Origin of the sequence: Paenimyroides baculatum (assembly GCF_008629655.1) — a bacterium.
Taxonomy (GTDB): domain Bacteria; phylum Bacteroidota; class Bacteroidia; order Flavobacteriales; family Flavobacteriaceae; genus Flavobacterium; species Flavobacterium baculatum.
Genome location: NZ_VWSG01000008.1, coordinates 110,542 through 134,817, shown reverse-complemented (window position 1 = coordinate 134,817; position 24,276 = coordinate 110,542). Strand labels below are relative to the sequence as shown.

17 protein-coding genes are annotated in these 24,276 nt (G+C 37.5%); 9 read left to right on the top strand and 8 right to left on the bottom strand.

The window, feature by feature from the left end; translation table 11 throughout:
• Nucleotides 1-113 precede the first annotated feature (113 nt).
• Nucleotides 114-1,334, bottom strand: a complete 1,221-nt coding sequence (locus F0460_RS11565) for a response regulator transcription factor (RefSeq protein WP_150013382.1) — start codon at nucleotides 1,332-1,334, stop codon at nucleotides 114-116.
• A gap of 423 nt (nucleotides 1,335-1,757) precedes the next feature.
• Between F0460_RS11565 and F0460_RS11560 the strand changes: the two genes are divergently transcribed.
• Nucleotides 1,758-9,797, top strand: coding sequence for a T9SS type A sorting domain-containing protein (locus F0460_RS11560; protein ID WP_150013380.1), 8,040 nt, complete (start codon nucleotides 1,758-1,760; stop codon nucleotides 9,795-9,797).
• Between the two features lie 9 nt (nucleotides 9,798-9,806).
• Nucleotides 9,807-10,652, top strand: coding sequence for an outer membrane beta-barrel protein (locus F0460_RS11555; RefSeq protein WP_150013378.1), 846 nt, complete (start codon nucleotides 9,807-9,809; stop codon nucleotides 10,650-10,652).
• Between the two features lie 40 nt (nucleotides 10,653-10,692).
• Here F0460_RS11555 and F0460_RS11550 read toward each other — a convergent pair whose 3' ends face one another.
• On the bottom strand, nucleotides 10,693-11,232 hold the full coding sequence (locus F0460_RS11550; protein ID WP_150013376.1) for a type 1 glutamine amidotransferase domain-containing protein: 540 nt from the start codon (nucleotides 11,230-11,232) through the stop codon (nucleotides 10,693-10,695).
• A 174-nt stretch (nucleotides 11,233-11,406) separates the two neighbouring features.
• Here F0460_RS11550 and F0460_RS11545 point away from each other — a divergent pair, with 174 nt between their 5' ends.
• Nucleotides 11,407-12,672, top strand: coding sequence for a putative DNA modification/repair radical SAM protein (locus F0460_RS11545; protein ID WP_150013374.1), 1,266 nt, complete (start codon nucleotides 11,407-11,409; stop codon nucleotides 12,670-12,672).
• Nucleotides 12,673-13,437, top strand: coding sequence for a TIGR03915 family putative DNA repair protein (locus F0460_RS11540; protein ID WP_150013372.1), 765 nt, complete (start codon nucleotides 12,673-12,675; stop codon nucleotides 13,435-13,437).
• 133 nt (nucleotides 13,438-13,570) lie between these two features.
• Here the strand turns inward: F0460_RS11540 and F0460_RS11535 are convergent, their stop codons facing one another.
• Nucleotides 13,571-14,119 (bottom strand): lipocalin family protein, encoded by a 549-nt coding sequence (locus F0460_RS11535; protein ID WP_150013370.1) that lies wholly within the window; start codon nucleotides 14,117-14,119, stop codon nucleotides 13,571-13,573.
• 119 nt (nucleotides 14,120-14,238) lie between these two features.
• Between F0460_RS11535 and F0460_RS11530 the strand changes: the two genes are divergently transcribed.
• Together F0460_RS11530 and F0460_RS11525 are read left to right on the top strand one after the other, a co-directional pair.
• Nucleotides 14,239-14,679 carry a GNAT family N-acetyltransferase gene (locus F0460_RS11530; protein WP_150013368.1) on the top strand — a complete coding sequence of 147 codons (441 nt, stop codon included), beginning with the start codon at nucleotides 14,239-14,241 and terminating at the stop codon, nucleotides 14,677-14,679.
• Nucleotides 14,680-14,684: 5 nt separating this feature from the next.
• Nucleotides 14,685-15,020 carry a hypothetical protein gene (locus tag F0460_RS11525; protein ID WP_150013366.1) on the top strand — a complete coding sequence of 112 codons (336 nt, stop codon included), beginning with the start codon at nucleotides 14,685-14,687 and terminating at the stop codon, nucleotides 15,018-15,020.
• 1 nt (nucleotide 15,021) lies between these two features.
• Here F0460_RS11525 and F0460_RS16200 read toward each other — a convergent pair whose 3' ends face one another.
• A complete protein-coding gene (locus F0460_RS16200; protein ID WP_190304142.1) occupies nucleotides 15,022-15,168 on the bottom strand; it encodes a hypothetical protein in 147 nt (48 codons plus the stop codon).
• Between the two features lie 332 nt (nucleotides 15,169-15,500).
• Between F0460_RS16200 and msrA the strand changes: the two genes are divergently transcribed.
• The 3 genes from msrA to F0460_RS11510 all read left to right on the top strand — a co-directional run bounded on the left by msrA (nucleotide 15,501) and on the right by F0460_RS11510 (nucleotide 20,831).
• Nucleotides 15,501-16,190 (top strand): peptide-methionine (S)-S-oxide reductase MsrA, encoded by a 690-nt coding sequence (gene msrA / locus F0460_RS11520; protein WP_150013364.1) that lies wholly within the window; start codon nucleotides 15,501-15,503, stop codon nucleotides 16,188-16,190.
• A gap of 22 nt (nucleotides 16,191-16,212) precedes the next feature.
• The gene (locus F0460_RS11515; RefSeq protein WP_150013362.1) at nucleotides 16,213-16,671 is read left to right on the top strand and encodes a putative periplasmic lipoprotein; all 459 of its coding nucleotides are present in this window, start codon (nucleotides 16,213-16,215) and stop codon (nucleotides 16,669-16,671) included.
• A 245-nt stretch (nucleotides 16,672-16,916) separates the two neighbouring features.
• Entirely contained in the window at nucleotides 16,917-20,831 is a 3,915-nt protein-coding gene (locus F0460_RS11510) for a response regulator (RefSeq protein ID WP_150013360.1), read from the top strand.
• Between the two features lie 237 nt (nucleotides 20,832-21,068).
• Here the strand turns inward: F0460_RS11510 and F0460_RS11505 are convergent, their stop codons facing one another.
• The 4 genes from F0460_RS11505 to F0460_RS11490 all read right to left on the bottom strand — a co-directional run bounded on the left by F0460_RS11505 (nucleotide 21,069) and on the right by F0460_RS11490 (nucleotide 24,163).
• Nucleotides 21,069-21,734 carry a response regulator transcription factor gene (locus F0460_RS11505; protein WP_150013358.1) on the bottom strand — a complete coding sequence of 222 codons (666 nt, stop codon included), beginning with the start codon at nucleotides 21,732-21,734 and terminating at the stop codon, nucleotides 21,069-21,071.
• A complete protein-coding gene (locus F0460_RS11500; RefSeq protein WP_150013356.1) occupies nucleotides 21,709-22,500 on the bottom strand; it encodes a sensor histidine kinase in 792 nt (263 codons plus the stop codon). The genes F0460_RS11505 and F0460_RS11500 overlap by 26 nt, the downstream gene beginning before the upstream one ends.
• Nucleotides 22,479-23,117 carry a hypothetical protein gene (locus tag F0460_RS11495; protein WP_150013354.1) on the bottom strand — a complete coding sequence of 213 codons (639 nt, stop codon included), beginning with the start codon at nucleotides 23,115-23,117 and terminating at the stop codon, nucleotides 22,479-22,481. Before F0460_RS11495 ends, F0460_RS11500 begins: the two co-directional genes overlap by 22 nt.
• A gap of 113 nt (nucleotides 23,118-23,230) precedes the next feature.
• A complete protein-coding gene (locus F0460_RS11490) occupies nucleotides 23,231-24,163 on the bottom strand; it encodes an alpha/beta hydrolase (protein ID WP_150013352.1) in 933 nt (310 codons plus the stop codon).
• Nucleotides 24,164-24,276 lie beyond the last annotated feature (113 nt).

Here is a 24,276-nt window from a genome sequence, read left to right as displayed (position 1 = left end):
ATATACAACGCGTGGCTTACTTGTTTTTAATAAGCGTATCAGCAAAAATTGCACGAAAAATTTCAGGATTATTTTTTTGACGATTTATAATCTAACGATAAGGAAACTCAATATTACGCATACATAATTAAAAGCTCATTACGCTGTTTTATGTTTAGGACGTTATAAATAATTTTTAGATGGTATTTAACCGTATTGTCGGAAATAAAAAGCTCTGCTGCTATTTCCTTATTGCTTTTGCCTTTCTTTAGTAAGTCGATGATCTGCAGCTGGCGTTCGGTAAAATGAAACCCATCTAGCTTGTTTTTATTTGAAGATTGTGTTTGTTCTGAAATTTGCAGGTGGTATTTTATCTCGTTCTGTATTCTCTCATTTTCCTCTGTTATAAACTTGTTCTTAAGCTTGGTATTTTTATAAAGTTTATAGGTTATAAAAAGAAGTAATAATAAAAGCAGTGCAAATACAGCAATAGTTAGCAGCATATAGTGCTTTTTTTGCGAGCTATAACTATATTCCTGTGTTTTCAACTGCTGTTCCAAGAGCTCCACTTTACTGCTGTTTATATTGGAATTGTAAAGAGAAAATAGTGAATCACATTTTTGCTGGTGAAAAAAGGCATTCTTATAGTCTTTACTGCTACTGAATACGTTTTTCATTACTTCCTCTAAATAGAATTCGTATTTGATGTTGTGTGCCTGTCTTGCAGACTGAATTCCGGCTTTGTATGTTAAATCCCTTTTCTCTACATTTCCTGTGTGATGATATAGTTCTATTTGTTTTCCGAATATAATAGGCAACTCTTTAGGAAAATGTCTTTTACTTAAATTGAATGCCTTGTTTAGAATTTTTTCTGACGCAGCATACTCTTTTCTCTTTAATAGAAAATACCCTTTCTGAGTATAAAGAAATAAAAGGTATTTTGGCTCAAGGTTTCTGTAGCCTGTTGCCTCCAATTCGGTTGTAAGTTTTTCGGACATATCGAATGCCTGCTTATCGAAGTAGATAAATGACCTTTCAGCCTTTATTTCCTGTTCTGCAGTAGCCCTGTTATCTCCTTTAATACCTTCTTTAAGAGCCAGGTCAAGAAAATGCAGTGCATGTTCGTATTTATATAGTCTTCTATATATAGCCGATTTTAATACGTAGGCTTCATATTTTTCTGCCGAAGTTATATTTGGCTGTGCTAAAAAATTACATACTAATTTGATACATGCCTCGTGATTTCCTAAATTTTTTGAAAGTTCTATTTCCTGATTTAATTTTTTTAAAGAAATAGTACTTCCAAAGATGGAAAGTGTAGAAAACAACAGCAAAAGCGTAATAATTTTTTTCATAAAATGTTATTTTAAGCAAAAATACCTATTTATTTGAATTATTATCAATAAAACATTTTTTTTATTGAGAAAGGATTAAAAATAGATCACGGTTTATGAGTATTTTATTAAGTGTTTGATACTTAACATTTTGTGTTTTTGCTACCCATGCGGGTAGTAAATATTTTAACATACTACACTTAAACTACCTTATATATCCTTTGTTAACGTTATCAAAATTTCCACATTTGTAGCATAAACATGTTACTGGGTTTGTATGGGAAATTTTTTCGACTTTCAGTATAACAATTGCTAAATAATATCTTAACTAAAAAGGGACCTATGAAAAAATAAATACGCTTCAACTAAAATTTGTTAATAGTAAGTCAAAGTACTTCTATAAAAACTCAAGATTGGGAATATATTAAAATTTATAACTTTTTTATGAAAAAACAATTACTGTTATTTATGGTGTTTTTCTGTACTATGTTTGTACGGCAAAGCACGGTAGCGCAAACAACGCTCGCAGCAGGAGATATAGCTTTCACAAGCTATGACTCTTCTCCTTTAGCAGGAGTGGGAGACAAGTTTTCTTTTGTTCTGCTTACAAATATTTCGGCTGGAACAACTATTAGCTTTACCGATAGAGGGTATCACGGCTCTGGAGCATGGCAAGCTGCCGGAGGATCAGAATCTGGCATTACCTGGGTAAGTAGTACGGCAATTCCCATGGGAACAGAAGTACACATAGTAGGACTTGTAGCTTCTACTTATAATCCGGTAACCAGCACGTCAACCACAAATGGTACTGTTACTCTTACTGATGGTTCATCTCTCAATGGTCTTTCATTAGCCAATACTGGGGATCAGATTATTGCATTTCAGGGAGGAAACGGAGTTATTACAGCGGGCGGCGCTTACTGTATTGCAGGAATCAATTATTTGTATTATCCAGGAGGTACCACTACAACAGCAGGATGGAATGTTGGAGTTCCAACAGGTCCCAATTCATCATTAATGCCTCCCGGACTTGTTGGAGGTACAAGTGCATTTTATACAGGGGCGCAATCAGGAAATACTGTTGCTCAATCAGGAAATTTTAACTGTACAGATACACCAACTACAACAGCAGGTTCAGTACGTTTGGCGGTAATGAATATGGCTTACTGGTCACTTTCAGCTTCTGCAGGTACATCGGCATACTCAGGGTGTCAATTTATCGGTAGTAAGCCGGTAATTACAGGAAATCCACCAAATAGAACAATCTGTTCTGGCGGAAATACAACGTTTTCTATTACTGCAACAGGTGCCACTTCTTATCAATGGTACCAAAATACAGGTAGTGGTTTTATTGCTTTAGCTAATGGGGCACCGTTTTCGGGAGTTACAACAACTACACTTACGATAACTGGGGCTACGGGAACGATGAGCGGATATCAATATCGTTGTGTTGCAACTAATTCTTCAGGTTCGACAACTTCAAATAGTGCAACATTAACGGTTTCATCTCTTTCTGCGACTACAACTAAAACAAATGTGTCATGTAATGGAGGCAACAATGGTACTGCTACAGTTACTGCATCAGGAGGATTTCCGCCGTATAGTTATTCTTGGTCTCCTTCTGGTGGAACTGCGGCAACAGCTACAGGATTAGGTGTCGGAGTTTATACAGTAACAGTTACTGATAATCTTGGATGTTCTACTACAGCAACTGCTACCATTACTCAACCTACAGCAATTTCAGGAACAACAGTAGTTACGAACATTGCGTGTAACGGAGTTTCTACCGGAGCTATTAACTTAACTCCAACAGGAGGAGCAGCACCTTATACTTTCAACTGGGGAGGAGGAATTACCACAGAAGACCGTACAGGCTTAGCAGCTGGAACATATACGGTAACGATTACTGATGCAAACGGATGTACGGGAACAGTAAGTGCAACGATCACTCAGCCAACAGCAATGAGTGCAACCACTTCTCAAACGAATGTGGCATGTAACGGAGGAACGAACGGAACAGCAAGTATTGTTGTAACGGGAGGAACTGCTCCGTACACTTATTCATGGTCTCCAAGCGGCGGAACTGCAGCAACAGCTACAGGATTAGTTGCAGGAACTTATACCGTAACGGTAACGGATGCTAACTTATGTACCATTACAAGAACAGTAACAATAACTCAACCTACAGCAATTTCAGGAACAACAGTAGTTACGAACATTGCATGTAACGGAGGTTCAACCGGAGCTATTAACTTAACACCAACAGGTGGAGCAGCGCCCTATACTTTCAACTGGGGAGGTGGAATCACTACAGAAGATCGTACAGGCTTAGCAGCTGGAACTTACACAGTAACCATTACTGATGCTAACGGATGTACGGGAACAGTAAGTGCTACTGTAACTCAGCCAACAGCAATGAGTGCAACAACTTCTCAAACAAATATTTCATGTAACGGAGGAACTAACGGAACAGCAAGTATTGTTGTAACGGGAGGAACAGCACCTTATACTTATTCATGGTCTCCGAGCGGTGGAACTGCAGCAACAGCAACAGGTTTGGCAGCAGGAGCGTATACAGTAACTGTAACAGATGCCAATACATGTACAATCACAAGAACAGTAACAATTACTCAACCTACAGCAATTTCAGGAACAACAGTAGTTACAAATATTGCATGTAACGGAGGTTCAACAGGAGCTATTAACTTAACACCAACAGGTGGAGCAGCGCCTTATACTTTCAACTGGGGAGGAGGAATCACCACAGAAGATCGTACAGGATTAGCAGCAGGAACTTATACAGTAACCATTACTGATGCTAACGGATGTACAGGAACAGTAAGTGCTACTGTAACTCAGCCAACAGCAATGAGTGCAACGACTTCTCAAACGAATATTTCATGTAACGGAGGAACTAACGGAACAGCAAGTATTGTTGTAACGGGAGGAACAGCACCTTATACATACTCATGGTCTCCAACAGGAGGAACTGCAGCAACAGCTTCAGGCTTAGCCGCAGGAACTTATACAGTAACAGTAACGGATGCCAATGCATGTACAATCACAAGAACAGTAACAATCACTCAACCTACAGCAATCTCAGGAACAACAGTAGTTACAAATATTGCATGTAACGGAGGTTCTACAGGAGCTATTAATTTAACACCAACAGGAGGAGCAGCTCCTTATACTTTCAACTGGGGAGGAGGAATCACCACAGAAGATCGTACAGGTTTAGCAGCAGGAACTTACACAGTAACCATTACTGATGCAAACGGATGTACCAAAACAATAAGTGCTACCATCACTCAGCCAACAGCAATGAGTGCAACAACTTCTCAAACAAACATTTCATGTAACGGAGGAACTAACGGAACAGCAAGTGTTGTTGTAACGGGAGGAACAGCACCTTATACTTATTCATGGTCACCGAGCGGTGGAACTGCAGCAACAGCTACAGGATTGGCAGCAGGAACTTATACAGTAACTGTAACGGATGCTAATGCATGTACAATTACGAGAACGGTAACAATCACTCAGCCAACAGCAATGAGTGCAACAACTTCTCAAACAAACATTTCATGTAACGGAGGATCTAACGGAACAGCAAGTATTGTTGTAACGGGAGGAACAGCACCTTACACTTATTCATGGTCACCGAGCGGTGGAACAGCAGCAACAGCTTCAGGATTATCAGCAGGAACTTACACAGTAACTGTAACGGATGCTAATGCATGTACAATTACGAGAACGGTAACAATCACTCAGCCAACAGCAATGAGTGCAACAACTTCTCAAACAAACATTTCATGTAACGGAGGATCTAACGGAACAGCAAGTATTGTTGTAACGGGAGGAACAGCACCTTACACTTATTCATGGTCACCGAGCGGTGGAACAGCAGCAACAGCAACAGGATTATCAGCAGGAGCTTATACAGTAACAGTAACGGATGCTAATGCATGTACAATTACGAGAACGGTAACAATCACTCAGCCAACAGCAATAAGTGCAACAACTTCTCAAACAAACATTTCATGTAACGGAGGATCTAACGGAACAGCAAATATTGTTGTAACGGGCGGAACAGCACCTTACACTTATTCATGGTCACCGAGCGGTGGAACTGCAGCAACAGCTTCAGGATTAGCCGCAGGAACTTACACGGTAACAGTGACAGATGCTAATGCATGTACAATTACAAGAACAGTAACAATTACTCAACCTGCATCAGCAGTTTCAGGAACAACGGTTGTTACAAACATTGCATGTAACGGAGATTCTACAGGAGCTATTAACTTAACTCCAACCGGAGGAACAGCACCTTATACTTTCAACTGGGGAGGAGGAATCACTACAGAAGACCGTACAGGTTTAGCTGCAGGAACTTACACAGTAACAATTACTGATGCAAACGGATGTACAGGAACAGTAAGTGCGACAGTAACTCAGCCAACAGCGATGAGTGCCACAACTTCTCAAACGAACGTGGCATGTAACGGAGGAACTAACGGAACAGCAAGTATTGTTGTAACGGGAGGAACAGCACCTTATACTTACTCATGGTCACCGAGCGGTGGAACTGCGGCAACAGCTACAGGATTAGTTGCAGGAACTTATACCGTAACGGTAACGGATGCTAACTTATGTACCATTACAAGAACGGTAACAATAACTCAACCTACAGCAATTTCAGGAACAACAGTAGTTACGAACATTGCATGTAACGGAGGTTCAACAGGAGCTATTAATTTAACTCCAACAGGAGGAACAGCACCTTATACTTTCAACTGGGGAGGAGGAATCACCACAGAGGATCGTACAGAATTATCAGCTGGGACTTACACGGTAACGATTACTGATGGTAACGGATGTACGGGAACAGTAAGTGCAACGATCACTCAGCCAACAGCAATGAGTGCAACCACTTCTCAAACGAACGTGGCATGTAACGGCGGAACTAACGGAACAGCAAGTATTGTTGTAACGGGAGGAACAGCACCTTACACTTATTCATGGTCACCAAGCGGTGGAACTGCGGCAACAGCTACAGGATTGGCAGCAGGAACGTACACAGTAACAGTAACAGATGCAAATGCATGTACCAGTACAAGAACAATTACTGTAACGCAACCTACGGCAATGAGCGCAACCACTTCTCAAACGAACGTGGCATGTAACGGCGGAACTAACGGAACAGCAAGTATTGTTGTAACGGGAGGAACTGCTCCATACACTTATTCATGGTCACCAAGCGGCGGAACTGCGGCAACAGCTACAGGATTGGCAGCAGGAACGTACACAGTAACGGTAACAGATGCAAATGCATGTACCATTACAAGAACAATTACTGTAACGCAACCTACGGCAATGAGCGCAACCACTTCTCAAACGAACGTGGCATGTAACGGCGGAACTAACGGAACAGCAAGTATTGTTGTAACGGGCGGAACTGCTCCATACACTTATTCATGGTCACCAAGCGGCGGAACTGCGGAAACAGCTACAGGATTGGCAGCAGGAACTTATACCGTAACGGTAACAGATGCGAATGCATGTACCATTACAAGAACAGTAACAATAACTCAACCTACAGCAATTTCAGGAACAACAGTAGTTACGAACATTGCATGTAACGGAGGTTCTACCGGAGCTATTAACTTAACTCCAACAGGAGGAGCAGCACCTTATACTTTCAACTGGGGAGGTGGAATCACCACAGAAGACCGTACAGGCTTAGCTGCTGGAACGTACACGGTAACGATTACTGACGCTAACGGATGTACAAGAAATGTAAGTGCTACCGTAACTCAGCCAACAGCAATGAGTGCAACAACTTCTCAAACGAATATTTCATGTAACGGCGGAACTAACGGAACAGCAAGTATTGTTGTAACTGGAGGAACAGCACCTTATACCTACTCATGGTCACCAAGCGGCGGAACTGCGGCAACAGCTTCAGGATTGGCAGCAGGAACGTACACAGTAACGGTAACAGATGCAAATGCATGTACCATTACAAAAACAATTACTGTAACGCAACCTACGGCAATGAGCGCAACCACTTCTCAAACGAACGTGGCATGTAACGGCGGAACTAACGGAACAGCAAGTATTGTTGTAACGGGAGGAACTGCTCCATACACTTATTCATGGTCACCAAGCGGCGGAACTGCGGCAACAGCTACAGGATTGGCAGCAGGAACGTACACAGTAACGGTAACAGATGCAAATGCATGTACCATTACAAGAACCTTTACAATCACTCAGCCAACAGCAATGAGTGCAACAACTTCTCAAACGAACGTGGCATGTAACGGCGGAACTAACGGAACAGCAAGTATTGTTGTAACGGGAGGAACTGCTCCATACACTTATTCATGGTCACCAAGCGGCGGAACTGCGGCAACAGCTACAGGATTAGTTGCAGGAACATACACAGTAACGGTAACAGATGCAAATGCATGTACCATTACAAGAACAGTGACAGTAACGCAACCAGCTGTATTGGTAGGGATAATGAATTCAACTAAAGTAAGTTGCCCTGGACGAAGCGACGGAAAGGCGTCTGTAGAAGTAAGCGGAGGTGTAGCACCGTACAGCTACAGTTGGAATATTGGTGGTAATTCTGCTGAAATAATTAATTTAGCACAAGGTACTTATGAGGTACTTATAACAGATTCAAACGGCTGTACATTGTCAAAACAAATTTTTGTAGATACTACCACAGATGTTACAAAACCTGTACCAGTGGTAGCAAGTTTACCAACGATTACAAGAGAATGTGCTGTAATTGCGACAGATATTCCGGTACCAACGGCTGTGGATAATTGTTCGGGAACCTTAACTGCAACTACTACAGATGCATTGGTTTACACACAACAGGGTACTTATACGGTTAATTGGACATACAACGACGGTAATGGTAACACGGCTACACAGCAACAAACAATAATTGTTGATGATATTACAAAACCTGTACCAGTAGTGGCAAGCTTACCAACGATTACAAGAGAATGTGCTGTAATTGCAACAGATATTCCTGTACCAACTGCTGTAGATAATTGTTCGGGAACTTTAACTGCAACTACAACAGATGCATTGGCTTATACACAACAAGGTACTTATACAGTTAATTGGACCTATAATGACGGTAATGGAAATACATTTGTACAGCAGCAGACCGTAATCGTAGAAGAATCACCTTTAGCTGATATCTTGCTAAATGACCTTACAACAGTTTATGACGGTACTATTCACAAATTAATGGTAGATAACCTACCTGCAGGCGCGGCTGTATCGTATAACATTACACCGCAGGCCGAAGAAGCTAACGGTGCGGTAAATGCAGGCGCCTATACGGTTACTGCTGTTGTTATCCCGCCTGCATCTGCAGTAAACTGTGAAGCGGTAACGCTTACAGCAGAACTTGTTATTGAAAAAGCAATGCAAACCATTGTGTTTGATGAATTGGAAGTAGTTCAGTTAGAAGAGGCAGAGAATTTTCAATTAAGCGCAGTAGCTTCTTCAGGGCTTCCTGTGACTTATACATATACGTATGATCAATCTACACCTGCTGCAACGGTATCTCCTCAAGGATGGGTAGAAATAATTCATTCAGGTTCTGTTTTAATAACAGCTCAGCAGCAAGGGAACAGCAACTACCTTCCGGCGGTTTCTGTGGAACGTAGGCTGATTATTGAAAGCAAAGATGCTTCTGTTCAAGAGATTGTTATTAACGGTGTTGTTTATACAGATCCGGATGCGGTAATCTACTATATGATGGACTGTAATGACACAACTAACGAAGTACCAGTACAAATTGATGCAGAATACGGAGCAACAGTTTCACCTGCGCGTGATTTTGTTATCGGTATTCCAAAACCAGGTGTGTACAGAAATACAGTAGAAGTGGTTTCAGAAGATGGAACAAGTGTTCAAAGATACCAGATCATCGTAGAACGTCCGTTTGCATTTGACGATATCGTAGTGCAGAAATTTGACAATACGTTATTAATTAATAATAATCCGCAGACAAACGGTGGGTATCGTTTTGTAAAATATGAATGGTACAGAAACGATGTGTTAATTGGTACAGAGCAGGTTTATTCTGCAGGGAATTCAAAGCAGGATGTATTAGATGAAAACGCTTTATACAGTGCAATTCTTACAACCGAAAATGGGGATGTTATACATACCTGTGCTTCTGAAATAACAAGAACAAATAATTTTAAAATTAATGTTTATCCTAATCCGGTACGTGTAAACGAGCAGTTAGAGGTGGTATTTGATTATCCGGCGTCGGCATTCAAAGGAGCAACTGCTTCACTTTATACCACATCGGGCAAACTTTTACAATCTGTGAAATTAAACGAGAACGTATCATCTGTAAAGCTTCCTGCAGGTATTTCGGAAGGGATCTATATGCTGGTTCTGCAGATTGAAGGCAGACAGGAAACGGTTAAGATAGTTGTTAAACAATAAATTTAAACAGTGAAAAATAATAGCATAAATACATTCTTTAGCTGCTTGGCTGCATTCCTTTTTGTGAATGCAGCGCAAGCGCAGGAATGGCAGATTGAAGGTGCAGGACATTTAATCCAGCATCAGGGTGATGATTCATTTCCCATGGCAAAACATTCTGAAGGATTTTCAGTCGGTCTTGGGTACAGTCATTACCTGAATAATAACTGGAGTATCGGTACGGGAATATCGTATTTAAAAACAGAACTTGTATTTGCTGCTCCAGGTATAAGAGGAACTTCAGCAGAAGTTGATACAGAGGGAGACTCATTTGAATTTAGATATAACACAGGTTATTTTGAAGAGTCGGTACAATGGCAGAGTTTCCGTGTTCCTTTAACAGTTCAGTTTGAAACATCGGGTGTAGTTCGCTGGTATCTTAGAACAGGTGTTCTTTATGGATTACAGGTAGGGAATTCTAAATACCGTCAGGAATGGAACAACCTCAAAACATCCGGTTATTACCCGGAGTGGGATGCAGAACTTAACGGTCCGGAATTCGCAGGATTTGGGAATATTGGTGACCGACGTACCGAGGGTACTGTAAAGCTTCGAAATACCTTTTCATGGGTTTTGGAAACAGGAGTTAAACAAACACTGAATACCAGTAACGATTTGTATTTGGGTGTATTCTTTGAAATGGGATTGAACGATATGCGACCATCAACAGCAGCAGAAGCACAACCCGTAGAATACATCGCGGACATGGATCAACCACTGACGTTAAACAGTGTTTTAAACCAGTCGCAGTATAAGGACAAAACAATTTCACCCTTTATGTTTGGTTTTAAAATAAAATATGCATTTGAATTTTAGTTGATACTTAGAAGCCCCACAGTATGTGGGGCTTTTTTTATTATCTGTTGGCAATAACTTCAATAGTAGTTTTGTTAAAAGCAGGCAGGTCTTTCGGTGTACGGCTGGTAATCAGGTTTCCGTCAACAACAACCTCTTTGTCTTCCCAATGTGCACCCGCATTTTTAAGATCAACTTGAATAGCTTCTACCGATGTTATTTTTTTGTTCCGAACCACTTCGGCATTAATCAGCACTTGCGGTCCGTGGCAAATAGCGGCAACGGGTTTATTTTCGTTAAAAAAAGCCTGAACAAAATTTATAGCTTCTTTGTTAACACGCAATTTGTCCGGATTGATCACTCCTCCGGGAATTACCAAGGCATCAAATGCTGTTGACTTTGCATCACCCAACTGCAGATCAACATCGTACTCCTTCGTCCAATCATCACCCGATTTTGCTTTTACCTTATCGTTTTTAGGCGACACAATCAATACTTCGGCACCAGCTTCTTTCAAGGCATCGCGCGGACTTGTCAATTCAATTTCTTCAAAACCGTCTTCGGTTAAAATGGCAACTTTTTTTCCTTTTAAATCATTCATAGCTTTAATTTTTAAAAATGAAACTACAAGTTAGCAATAATTCGGCAGCTAAAAAATGCATAGTCAGTCACTAAAGAACATCTTATCAAAATCTTAACAGTTCCATGTCGTTTTTAACAGGGTAACGACATTTTTAAAAATTGGGAAATAAGTACCTTTGATAAGATCATAAGAATGAATGTTTTGGAACGAATTGAAGAGAAATTAATGATTCTTGCCGATGCCGCAAAGTACGATGTAAGTTGCAGTTCAAGCGGAAGCAAGCGGAAAAATACCGGGGGAATTGGAGATGCGTCTTCTTCCGGGATCTGTCACACCTATACCGAAGACGGCAGGTGTGTGTCACTGCTTAAAATTCTGCTGACAAACCATTGTATTTACGATTGTGCTTTTTGTGTAAGCCGTAAAAGTAACGATGTAAAACGGGCTGCCTTTACTGTGGAAGAAGTTGTAGATTTAACCATGAACTTTTACCGCAGAAACTACATTGAAGGTTTGTTTTTAAGCTCGGGTATTTTTAAAAATGCCGATTTTACCATGGAACGTCTGCTGCGAATCGTTAAAAAACTTCGATTAGAAGAGCGTTACAACGGTTATATCCACTTAAAAACGATTCCCGGTGCCAGCGAAGAACTGATTCAGGAAGCGGGTTTGTACGTTGACCGTATGAGTATTAATTTAGAAATGCCAACCGAAGCCGGCTTAAAACTGGTGGCTCCCGAAAAAAGTCACGATGCCGTTCGCAAGCCTTTACAGTTTGTAAATACTAAAATACAGACGTTTCAAAACGAAAAAAAATTAATTAAACATACTCCTACTTTTGTTCCAGCCGGGCAAAGTACCCAGATGGTTATTGGCGCCACGCCTGAAAACGATTGGGAAATTATGAGTGTTGCCGATGAATTTTATAAGAAATATCAGCTAAAAAGGGTGTATTACAGCGGATACATTCCTATAAATAATACCGATACCAATTTACCGCAAATAGGTACGCGTCCGCCATTAATCCGAGAAAATCGATTGTATCAAACCGATTGGCTGTTACGGTTTTATAATTTCTCTTTGAACGAAATTCTGAATCCTGCTTTTACGCAGTTGGATCTGGATATTGATCCTAAACTAGGTTGGGCATTGCGAAACCTACATTTGTTTCCGGTTGATATCAACAAAGCCGATTATCAGACCATTATCCGTGTTCCGGGAATCGGCAGAGGATCTGCTATGAAAATTGTTTCTGCAAGAAAGTATGGAAGTTTGCGCGAATACCAGCTTAAAAAAATGGGAATTGCCTATAACAGGGCAAAACATTTTATTACTTGTGCCGATTCGGTTACGCCTTTGGGTTTTAAATACGCGCCACAGTTAAAAAATATTATTTTGCAGACAGGGAACAGCAAGTATAAGCAAGAAATTGCCGAAAACCAGTTAAAACTGTTTTAGATGAATTATGTTTTCGATGGCAGTTATCAGGGTTTTTTGTGTTGCGTTTTCGAGTGTTTCGAAATGAAGGAATGGCATGCCGTACCTGTTGCCGAAGGTTTGTTTCAGCCGGATATATTCCTGCCTGAACGAACTATTTTTACCGATGTTGATAAAGCGCAGCGGATTCAGAATGGATTGAAAAGTAAATTCGGAAAATTGATCGTCGATGATATCTACAGAGCATTTTTGTCTGAAGATCCGGTAGCATGGCAAGCTGCGTATTACATTATGGTGCGATTATTTCAGGGACAAACCGATGTGTTGGAAAATTTTGGCGATACACAGGTGCTGTATTTCCATCAAACCTTAAAGAAAGTAAGCAGGGAACGCCACCGCATGAAGGCGTTTATCCGTTTCAGCAAAAGTAACGACGGATTGTATTATGCAATCATTGAACCCGATTTTAATGTGCTGCCTTTGATCTTATCGTTTTTTAGAAATAGATATGCCGATATGCCCTGGATTATTTACGATGTTAAACGCAAATACGGATTTTATTATGACACCGTTGCTGTATCGGAAATTGAAATTGATACCACCGAACAGAAAAATTTACAGAGCAGCAGTTTAACAATTGCTTTGGACGAACGCGACGAACTTTTTAAACGTTTGTGGAAACAGTATTTTAAAAGCACCAACATAGAAGCCCGTAGGAACATAAAACTGCACGTACAGCATGTTCCTAAACGATATTGGAAATATCTGGTTGAGAAGCAGAGATAGATAATTTACTTTAAAGATAAATCATCACAGCACGTAAGTTCGAGCTTGTCGAGAACTTATTTTTTATTGACTTCTCGATACGCTTCACTACGTTCCGCTACTCGAAGTGACGGAGTTTTGATTCTCAATAACATTATTTATCATGCTTCGTCCACACCAATCGCGATAAATCATAACCTGCATTTTCAGCTTCCTTCAAAAATTTTTCTTTTACGTTGTTTGGAATGGTTTTGTTTCGGGAAAGTATCCAGATATAATCTTTTGTTTCGCCAAAAATCAAAGCATTTTCATAATCGGGCTGCATTAAAACCACATTGTATCCGGCATAAAAAGGTCCGAAAAAAGATACTTTCAATGCACCTTCGTTTGTTTTGTCTACAAAAGTTGCTTTTCCGTTGGCTTGTTCCCATTTGTCTTTTACATAGTTGTAACCTCTGTTTACAACCTTCACCGTACCATTTTCGTTTAATGAATAGGTCGCAGTAACATTACTTAAATCTTTTTCGTGTTTAAAATCAAATCGGGCAATTTCGTACCACGTGCCCATGTAAGGCTCGATTTTAAAATCTTTAACAACGGTAATTCCTTCCGGAACTTTAACAGATTTGCACGAATACACAAATCCGGTAACACCTGCAATTACTATAACGGCAGCTGTTAGTAATACGTTTTTTCTTTTCATAGCAAATTATTTAGATCGAACATAAAAAATCACATTCGAAATAATCAATATGAATTTACGAAATTATTATTGGAATTGGTTCTTTAGATTTTATATTTTTGAGTGTTGATTTTAATAGTATGAAAATTAGAAAAGCCGATACAAAAGATTATCCTCGAATTATGGAAATTTGGGAAAGTTCGGTTAAAGCAACACATGATTTTCTGAAGAAAGAAGATTTAGAACTGTTTAAGAAATTGATTCCAAACGAATTTCTACCGCAATTGAATGTTTTTGTTGTGGAAGATGTTGGGATTATTCCATGTTTCTTTTCAGTTTCTGATGATAATCTGGAAATGTTGTTTGTTGATGCCGAAAGTAGAGGCAATGGCTTTGGTAAAATTGCAGTAGATTATATTATTAACACATTGCAGATTTATAAAGTTGATGTTAACGAACAAAATACGCAGGCGGTCGACTTTTATTTAAAACAGGGATATCAACAAAAAGGTTACTCTGAAACTGACGGTATGGGAAAACCTTATCCGTTACTGCATTTAGAATATTCAATAAATAAATAATTACTATGAAAAATTTAGTTTTAGCATTTTTTACCGTTACAACATTGGTTACTACCGGTTGTGTTTGTAAGAAAAACAAGGTAGAAACAACCGAACAAAATCAGGAAAACGTAACAGTTACAGGAAAGATAACTACTATAACTAACGGAAAAGACGGTTACACAGCGGTGTTACAGGCTGCCGACAAAAAAATGTACAACGCTACCATAAGCAGAATCAATTTGCAAAAATCGGGTAGTGAATATAAGCGTTACGAAGAAGGTGAAACCATTACCGTTTCAGGATCTACCTGGGTTGATACCGAAGGTGTAACGTATATCACCGTAACAGAATTACAGTAATTTACTCTTTAGATTGCACCAAAACCCAATAGCGAAAAGCCAGAACGGCTTGCTGAACCTTGCTTAATTTTGCAGGATCTTTATCTATATAGCTGGGCAGTATTTTTTTATTGATACTGTTCAGTATTTTAAAAAACGATTTTTTCATGCTTTTTTATATAAAGATATTCAATTACCCTGTAATGTTTATAAAATAAACCACAGATACACAGATTTCTTATTGTTACTATATAGTAAATTTATAAATGTTTAAAATGATTGAATGCGTAGCATTCAAAATCTGTGTAAATTAAATTATGTAGAATTACAGTACATCCTAAAATATATCGGTGCATCTGTGGGAAAAAGCACTTGAACTTTAGTTATTTTGATATATAAAAGCAAAAAACCTGCAATTGGTAATTTAGCATTTATTTATAACAAATCCGTCATCATTTTACGAACTTTACACTAGCTATCAATCGTTAAAAAGCTGTATGTATGAAAAGTATTAAAATGCTGAATGTGGTTAACTTATTCTTTTTGTGTTGTTTTGCACTGCCGTTTTCTTCGTGCGGACAAAGCACATCTAAATCTAACACTAAAGAAAAATCAACAAATAAAACTATTGCTGAAAAACAGCCTGTTTTATCAGGAAAAACAGAAACCGCTACATTTGCAGCCGGTTGTTTTTGGTGTGTGGAAGAACAGTTTAAACAGTTAGAAGGCGTTGTTTCCGTGACATCGGGTTATACCGGCGGAACAACCGAAAATCCAACGTATGAAGAGGTTTCTAACGGAAACACCAATCACGCAGAAGCCTGTAATATTGTGTTTGATCCTGCTGTAATTTCGTATAAAGAACTGTTGGAAGCCTTTTTTGTAACACACGATCCTACACAATTGAACCGACAAGGGAATGATGTAGGAACGCAGTACCGTTCTGCGGTTTTCTATCATAATCCCGAACAAAAACAACTGACCGAATTTTACATAGATCAGCTCAATAAAGAAAAGGCTTATAATAAACCGGTTGTTACACAGGTGGCTCCGTTTAAAAAGTTTTATAAAGCAGAAGATTATCATCAGAATTATTACGAAAACAATCCCGATCAGGCATATTGTCGTTTGGTAGTTAAACCAAAAGTTGATAAATTTAGAAAAGCATTCAGTGAAAATCTGAAAAAATAGTTTTAATTTAAAAAGAAATCCTATGAAAAAGATCCTATATTGTTTTGGTGCGATTGTATTGTTAAGCGCATGTGCCAAAAAAACAGAAAAGATTGAAAGTAACGATACGGTTACATCTACAATTACTAATTCAAGCCAAACCGATTTTTCGGGAATGTATAATTACCAGGAAAATGGTACTACTGTAACGTTGCAGCTTATGGTTGATGGCAATAAGGCAAGCGGAAACCTAATGTATGCCTTAAAAGAAAAAGACCGAAATTCGGGTACTTTTATTGGCGAAATTAAAGATGGAATTCTGCTGGCAGATTATACGTTTTCTTCGGAAGGAGTTTTGTCTGAAAGACAGGTTGCATTTAAACTAACTGAAACATCTGCGGTTGAAGGTTATGGCGACGTAGAGCAAATAAACGGAAAAATGGTGTTTAAAGATCCTGCAAATTTGGAATATGATAAAGGGCTGGTATTGACAAAGAAATAATCTAAGCCTAATAATAAAGAGTAGGTTTAAAATAATTTGGCTATACAAAATAGGAATTTAACTTAATTACTAAGATGAATTTCTTTTTGTGGGTCTTTTAACCCTCATTGAGCATTCATTTAATACTAAAAGATTAAACTGCTACGTAATGTAATATTTTTTTTAGATTTCTAAGGTCTTAAAAAAAATAATATAACTTTACAGGAGATATCCCTCTTTTATGGGATACATTAATTGTAAGTAATATGACTACATACCCTATGCCGCCTAATGAAAACCAAAGGCTTGAAAGTTTAAAGCTCCACGAATTATTGGATTTAAAAAAAGATCCTGAATTGGATATTTTTGCAGAAGCAGCATGTTTGATTACCGATTGCCCTGTGGCGATCATTGGAGTGATGGAGGCAAATCATCAGCGTATACAAAGCTGTGTTGGAATGGATGTAGATTTTGTTCCGCGTCGTGAAACAGTTTGTCAGTATACTATCATGAGTCGAGATGTTCTTATTATTGAAGATACCTTCCTTGACGAAAGAACATCATCCAAAAGAATGATAATCGATGGAAATATAAGGTTTTATGCTGGTGTTCCTTTAGTTGATGAAAACGGGTTGGTTCTGGCAACAATATGTGTGGTAGATTTTGTCCCTAAATCACTTTCGGATAAACAGATTGTATCTTTAAAAAATCTGGGCAAAGCAGTAACTAAAACACTGCTTCGCAGAAGAGAGAATATTCAGGCGGAATATTTTTCTGAAATCTTTAATGTTACCAATAATCTTATTTGTGTCTTAAAAAATGATCAGGTATTTAAAGATGTAAATCCAGCATTCGAAGCTCTGTTTCAAAAGAATAAAAGTGAACTGGTTTATTTGAAGTTATCAGATGTATTGGGAAACAGTACAGATTTGCAACAAAAATTAGACGCGTTATCTTATAATTCAGGAGGATTTACTACCACAACAATAACAACACTCGATGATCAGGAAGAGTTGTTTATAGAATGGTACTTTAAGCCTAACAGACAAAATACCGAAATAATATGTTTTGGCCGCAATATTACTCATGATATTGAAGAACACAGAAAACTAGAAAGTTCGGAACGCCGTTTTAGAAATTTCTTTGAAAATGCAATAGGACTTATGAGTATGCACGATCTAGATGGAAAGATTCTTGCCGTGAACGAAAAAGGGCGAGAAATACTTGACTTTTCACCGGAAGATGTCGGCAATTTGTCATTACAGCAACTGGTACCGCCGCAACACCTGCAAAATTTAAATGATTATATGCAGCGTATCATAGAAAAGGGTGAAGATACCGGAACAATGATTCTACGTACAAAGACCGGAAAAGATATTTACTGGATGTACAACAATATGCTGGAAACCGATGAGAACGGTAAACAGTATGTGGTAAGCACAGCACTGAACATGACCGAGCGGATACAATTGGAAAGGGATTTGATTTATACCCAGAAAATTTTAGAACAAACAAATAAAGTAGCGAGTGTAGGAGGGTGGGAAGTGAACCTGAAAACGAATAAGATATTCTGGTCTGATTCTACAAAAAAAATTCATAGGGTTCCGGAGCAGTATACCCCCGATTTAGATAGTGCAATTGCATTCTATGAAGAAAAAAGCAAACCAAGAATAGAGCAGTTGTTTTTGCGTGCGGTAGAAAAAGGACTTCCTTACGATGAAGAGCTAAGGCTAAGAAGGCACGACGGTTCATTGATATGGGTTCGTGTGAAAGGGATTCCTGAATTTGAAGACGGTGTATGTGTGCGGGTGTTTGGAATTATTCAGGATATCGATCAGTCGAAGAACACATATCTTGAACTTGAGAAGAAAGAAGCCATGTTACGGTATTTTGTAAATTACGTGCCGGCTGCAGTAGCAATGCTAGACAATAACTTAAATTATATATCGGTAAGTAAAAGATGGTTGCAGGAATTTCATGACAATTGTTCGGATATCATCGGACAGAATTTATATGAAGTAAATCCGAATATTCCCGACGAAAGAAGGGCTATATACACTAAAGCGCTTCAAGGACAGGCGTACAAAAATGAAAATCAGAAGTTTGAGATACCGGGTGAAAGCACGCCACAGCATTTTAACTGGGAGGTGATTCCTTGGCATTTATCTAACGGTACGGTTGGTGGAGTAGTGATATCAACCCAGAATATAACAAATTCCGTAAAAATAAATCAAGAATTAAAAGAAGCAAAAACATTAGCAGATTTAGCAAGTAAGGCAAAGTCTGAATTTCTTGCCAATATGAGTCATGAAATACGTACACCGTTAAATGGTGTAATTGGTTTTTCTGATCTGCTGCTTAAAACGCCTTTAACAGATATGCAGGTGCAGTATCTTAATTACATTAGCGATTCTGGAAACAGCTTATTAAGTATTATAAACGATATTTTAGACTTTTCTAAAATTGAGTCCGGCAAACTAGAGTTGTTTATTGATCGATACAATGTTTACGATTTGGCAAACCATGTAGTTAACATTATACTGTATCAGGCGCAAAGTAAAGGACTGGAATTACTACTTAACATAGAACAAGGGCTTCCAAATACGGTTTGGATTGATGAAGCCCGAATAAAACAAGTGTTGATAAACCTACTGGGTAATGCAGTAAAATTTACCGAAGTGGGAGAAATAGAATTTGCCGTAAGCAGATTAAAGCAAAACGATGAAAAAATAACATTACGTTTTTCTGTAAGGGATACAGGTATTGGGATTCCAAAGGAAAGACAAAAACGCATTTTTGATGCTTTTACGCAAGAAGACAGTTCTGTAAGCAAAAAATATGGCGGAACAGGACTTGGATTGACCATTTCAAATAACCTACTGAAGTATATGGGAACGAACCTTATGCTTGAAAGTGAAATGGAAAAAGGATCTGTCTTTTATTTTGATATCGAAGTTCCGTATGATAAGGATGATCTGCAGGAAAATGATGATGATATGACAGAAATAGGCAGGGTATTGGTTGTAGACGATAATCAGAATAACAGAACCATTTTACAGCACATGCTGGCGTATAAAAATATAAAATCTGAAGCGGCGGCAAACGGCTTGGAAGCGATTCAGCTTTTAATGAATGGAGAACGATTCGATATGATTCTGATGGATTATCATATGCCGGTTTTATCGGGATTGGAGACAATTGAAAAAATAAAGGAATTGTTTAAAATTCAGGAAGAAATGATTCCACTTATCGTACTGCATACTTCATCTGAAGAAAATGAATTCATATCAGCATTTAGAAAAGACGACAAATCGTACTGTCTTTTAAAACCTATAAAATCGGATGAACTTTACAGAACGCTAAGATATGCTCTTAAAGACTCTAAACAGAATAACGGTAAAAAGGATAGGGTAGTTTCTACAGAAGAAATGGTGATAGAACAGCCTATGACAGTGCTTTTGGCAGATGATAATCCGGTAAACAGGGCACTTAATAACAAAATGATGCAGCTTAGCGCACCCAATGCTATCTTAATAGAAGTTAGTGATGGAAAACAGGCATTAATGAAATGCAGTGAAACAGTTTATGATTTAATTTTAATGGATGTTCAAATGCCGGTTATGGACGGTATAGAAGCTACAAGATCAATCCGTACGCTTCCTGATTATAAAGATGTGCCTATAGTAGGAATCAGTGCAGGTAATTCTGTAGGCGAGAAAGAGCGATGTTTGTCTGCAGGTATGTCTGATTTTCTTCCAAAACCTATAAGACAGGCTGAATTGTTTGCTGTAATTAAAAAAAATATTGCTGTTGATAATTACACAACTAGGAATTCGAATTTAGATACTTCAGATGACTTGGATAAAAAAATGATTGAAGAGCAGCTAGGTGATGATGAGGAGTTTAAAGGTTTCTTTATAAACTTAGTCATTCAAGAACTTACCAATACTAAGCAAGAACTGCAAAAAATTATTTCAGATTACGAAAGTACTACAGCTAAAGGATTTCTTCATAAACTAAAGGGTACGTCAGGCACTTCAGGATTGGTTAAATTAACCGAAAGGGCTGCTTTCTGGGAACAGGAAATAGAATCTAATCCGGATTTGTATATTATGGAGCAAGAGATAACAAATGAAATTAATAAGGGGATAGAAATTTTCCGACAAATGAAAAAAAAATAAAGATATGTTGATTTTAATAGCCGAAGACGACGAATTAATATTAAGGACGGTAGAGGGCTGGTATTGACAAAGAAATAGTTTTTGTGAAAAACATCAAACGAAATTCATTCAATAAAAAAAAGGACTGTTCAATATATTGAACAGTCCTTAAGTCATAGTGTTTCCCGTATTATTTTAACTTCTAAACTTTTCAGCTAAATTATTTAAAGCAGTTAGTTTTATCAATAGGTAAAATACCTATTTTTTAGAAGAATTAAGGTCAACATCTATTAATCGGTTATTTAAACAGTATAAAATGGCGGTCATCATACTTTCAAACTGGTATTTGTTCTGAATGTTCTGTTTATGATTGTTAACGGTTTTTGGACTTATGTAGAGTGCTTCGGCAATTTCCCGCGCCTTAAAGCCTTCAGCCGTAAATTTAATAACCTCTAATTCTCGTTCTGTAAAATTAATCGTTTCTTCTGGAATTATTTCTGTTTCAGTATCGTTCAAAATTTTATTGATAACCGTTGAAAGACTTTCTTCAAAATAAAAACCATCGTTTGATAAGTTCCAGATGGCGTCTTCAAGTTCTTGTGGCGGAGTATTCTTGGTAAAATATCCGTTAACACCCATTTTTATTACGCGGTCAATGATATCGGTTTCACTCATTAGTGTAAGTATCAATATTTTTATTTCCGGATAGCGTTCTTTTATTCGCTTTGCTGTTTCAAAACCATCCATTTCGGGCATCTGTAAATCCAATAGTAAAATATCTGCCGAAGTATTCTGAAGTTTTTCCAGTAATTCAGAACCATTGCCTGCTTCCAATACCACCTGCATATCTGCAAAGTTGTTCACCAGCATTCCCAAACTTTTCCTGAACAGTGTGTGATCATCGGTTATTGCTACTCTTAACATAATTGTCTGAATTTAAAATAATTTGAAATTTATTACCAATGGAAATCGGTTGCTGTATCAGTTTTGCATCGATATGTTTTATGCGGGAACTTATGTTTTTTAAACCCATTCCTAAACTGCTTTGAAGTTTTTCATTAAAATCGAACGAAATTCCATCATCAGTTATTTCAAAAAGCAGTGTATTTTGATCTAACGTTATTGAAATAGAGATTTGTTGAGAATTACCGTGTTTAATCATGTTTGTGGTAAGTTCCTGAACAATGCGGTATATTTCATAAGCTTCTGATGAAGGAATTTCTATAACATCGCTGAAATAATGTTGTTTAATAGTAATATTGTTCGATTTTTTTATACGATCGAAATAACTTTTTAACGTAGGCACCAAACCGTAACTTTCTAACAGAGGCGGCATAAGGTTGTAACTTATGTTTTGTACGTTTGAAAGGGCATGGGTTAAAACAGTAGAAACTTCCTGCAGAATTTCTTTTTTGGAATAATCTTCTTCTTTGTTATTTAAAAGAGCAATAAAGTTTTTAACGGCACTTAAATCTCCACTTAAACCATCGTGTAAATCTGATGCTATGCGTTGGCGTTCTCTTTTTTCGGAATTTAAGGAAGCATTTAAAAGACTTTCAGATTTTTTTCTGTTTAACCGATCTACTCTTGATTTGTAAATTACAGACATAAGTATAATGCCTAGTGCCAGAAAGACCATTGCTAGTGTTCCAATTAAAAAAAACAACTTTATTTGAACTTCATTTTCCATGTGCCAATTGTTAACAGTATTCTTAGTATCAGTGTTGCCAATATGTTTATCCACCAGTATTCGTATAGTTCCACACCAGTATAAATAAAACTACCTAATGAAAATAACAGTACAGTGCTTGAATAATAGATAAGAATTGATGACATGAAGTAAAAATCGGGCAAATTCCAAAGGTTTTCTATATCTGTATTTTTAACCAGATTTCTAAACCAACTAAAGCAACCAATTATTACACATAGAGTTATGAAAGATTTATTTATGGAATGAGACGGAAGATTCATTTTAATATCCCAAAAAAGGAATGAACAACTGTAAACAATTAATGAAGTAACGAGTAATAGGTTAATTGTTTTATTATATTTTTTTTTAAAAATTCCTGAAAAATAAAAATACAATCCTACTATTTCAAGAAAAGGTAAAATTTGAAACCAATAAGATAAGGCTGAGATTACGTCAAATATTTCCGGACTTACAATTTCATAAACACTGGCAATAGCAGTTACCAATATAAACGGAACAATAGGTTCTTTAAAATTAAAAGCCTTTTTCTTAAAAAGAAGAACAATAAAAGGTACAATTCCTAAATAAAGGATTATATAGATAAATACTATTTTCAAATCTATTTTTTAAAGATGTTTTTTTAGTTCGTTGAATGAAATGAACGTCATAGCATTCAATTAATGCCTCAAATTTAGAAAAATATACCACAACCTTTCCCAAAAAAATAACCTTATTTTTTATGATAATGCTGCTGTACAAAAACAAATGATTCCTTAATTAAATGATGGATCTCTTTTTTGTCGGTTTTTGTAAAACCGTGATTTCCCTTTTTAACTTTAATAAGTTTGTTGGTAACTGCAAGTTTGTTGAGTTCTCTATGTAGTTTTTTCGATTGTTTAAAAGGAACAATAAAATCTCTGTTTCCATGCAGAATTAAAATAGGAGTCTTTGGCGCAGTCTGTAAATGTTCAATAGGTGAATACTGTCTTGCCACGGCAATTGCTTCTTCTTTATTAGTATTGATATCGAAAGACGTCATTGCCAAGATCAATTTCTCTCTAATATCATATAATTTCGGTAACAGCAATTTATAGGTTTTTCTGGTAAACCAACTGGCGTTGGTTTTTAAAACTTTGTTTAAATCGGTCGGGCCGAAGTTATCCAAAATAAAACGAATTTTAGGTAACTCATTATCTTGATCTGTGTTAAACGCAGTCATTAATGCCAGATGTGCACCGGCAGATTCTCCCCAAAGCCCTATGTTTTCCGTATCAAAATTATATTCATCAGCATTATCTGCAACCCAAAGAATTGCATCTTTACAATCGTTTAGCTGTTGGGCAATATCAACTGTTTTACTAACCAAACGGTAATTTATTGCTACAACGGTATAGCCGTTTTCTTGCAACGTATCTTTAATCCCTTCGGTGTAATGGTACTTAATCTCTTTGTCGCCTTGTGCCCATGCACCGCCGTGAATAAACACTACAACCGGACTTTTATCGTAAACCTTTTGTTTAGGCAGATGAATATCTAATTTAACAGTATCTTTTTCTGCAATTTTATAGGGAATGTCTTTTAAAAAGGTCTTTTGGTCGGCACTGTTTTGCGCTGTTAGAGAAATAGAAAACAAACCGATGATCAAGAATAAGTATAACTTCATTTTTATGCTGTTAAAATGAAATCCTAATTTATAGCTTTTTTATGTTATAAGAAATAAAATTTAGATCATTTTAAAGTAAGGTTACAACAAAAAATGTGCTTAAACGTATTGAT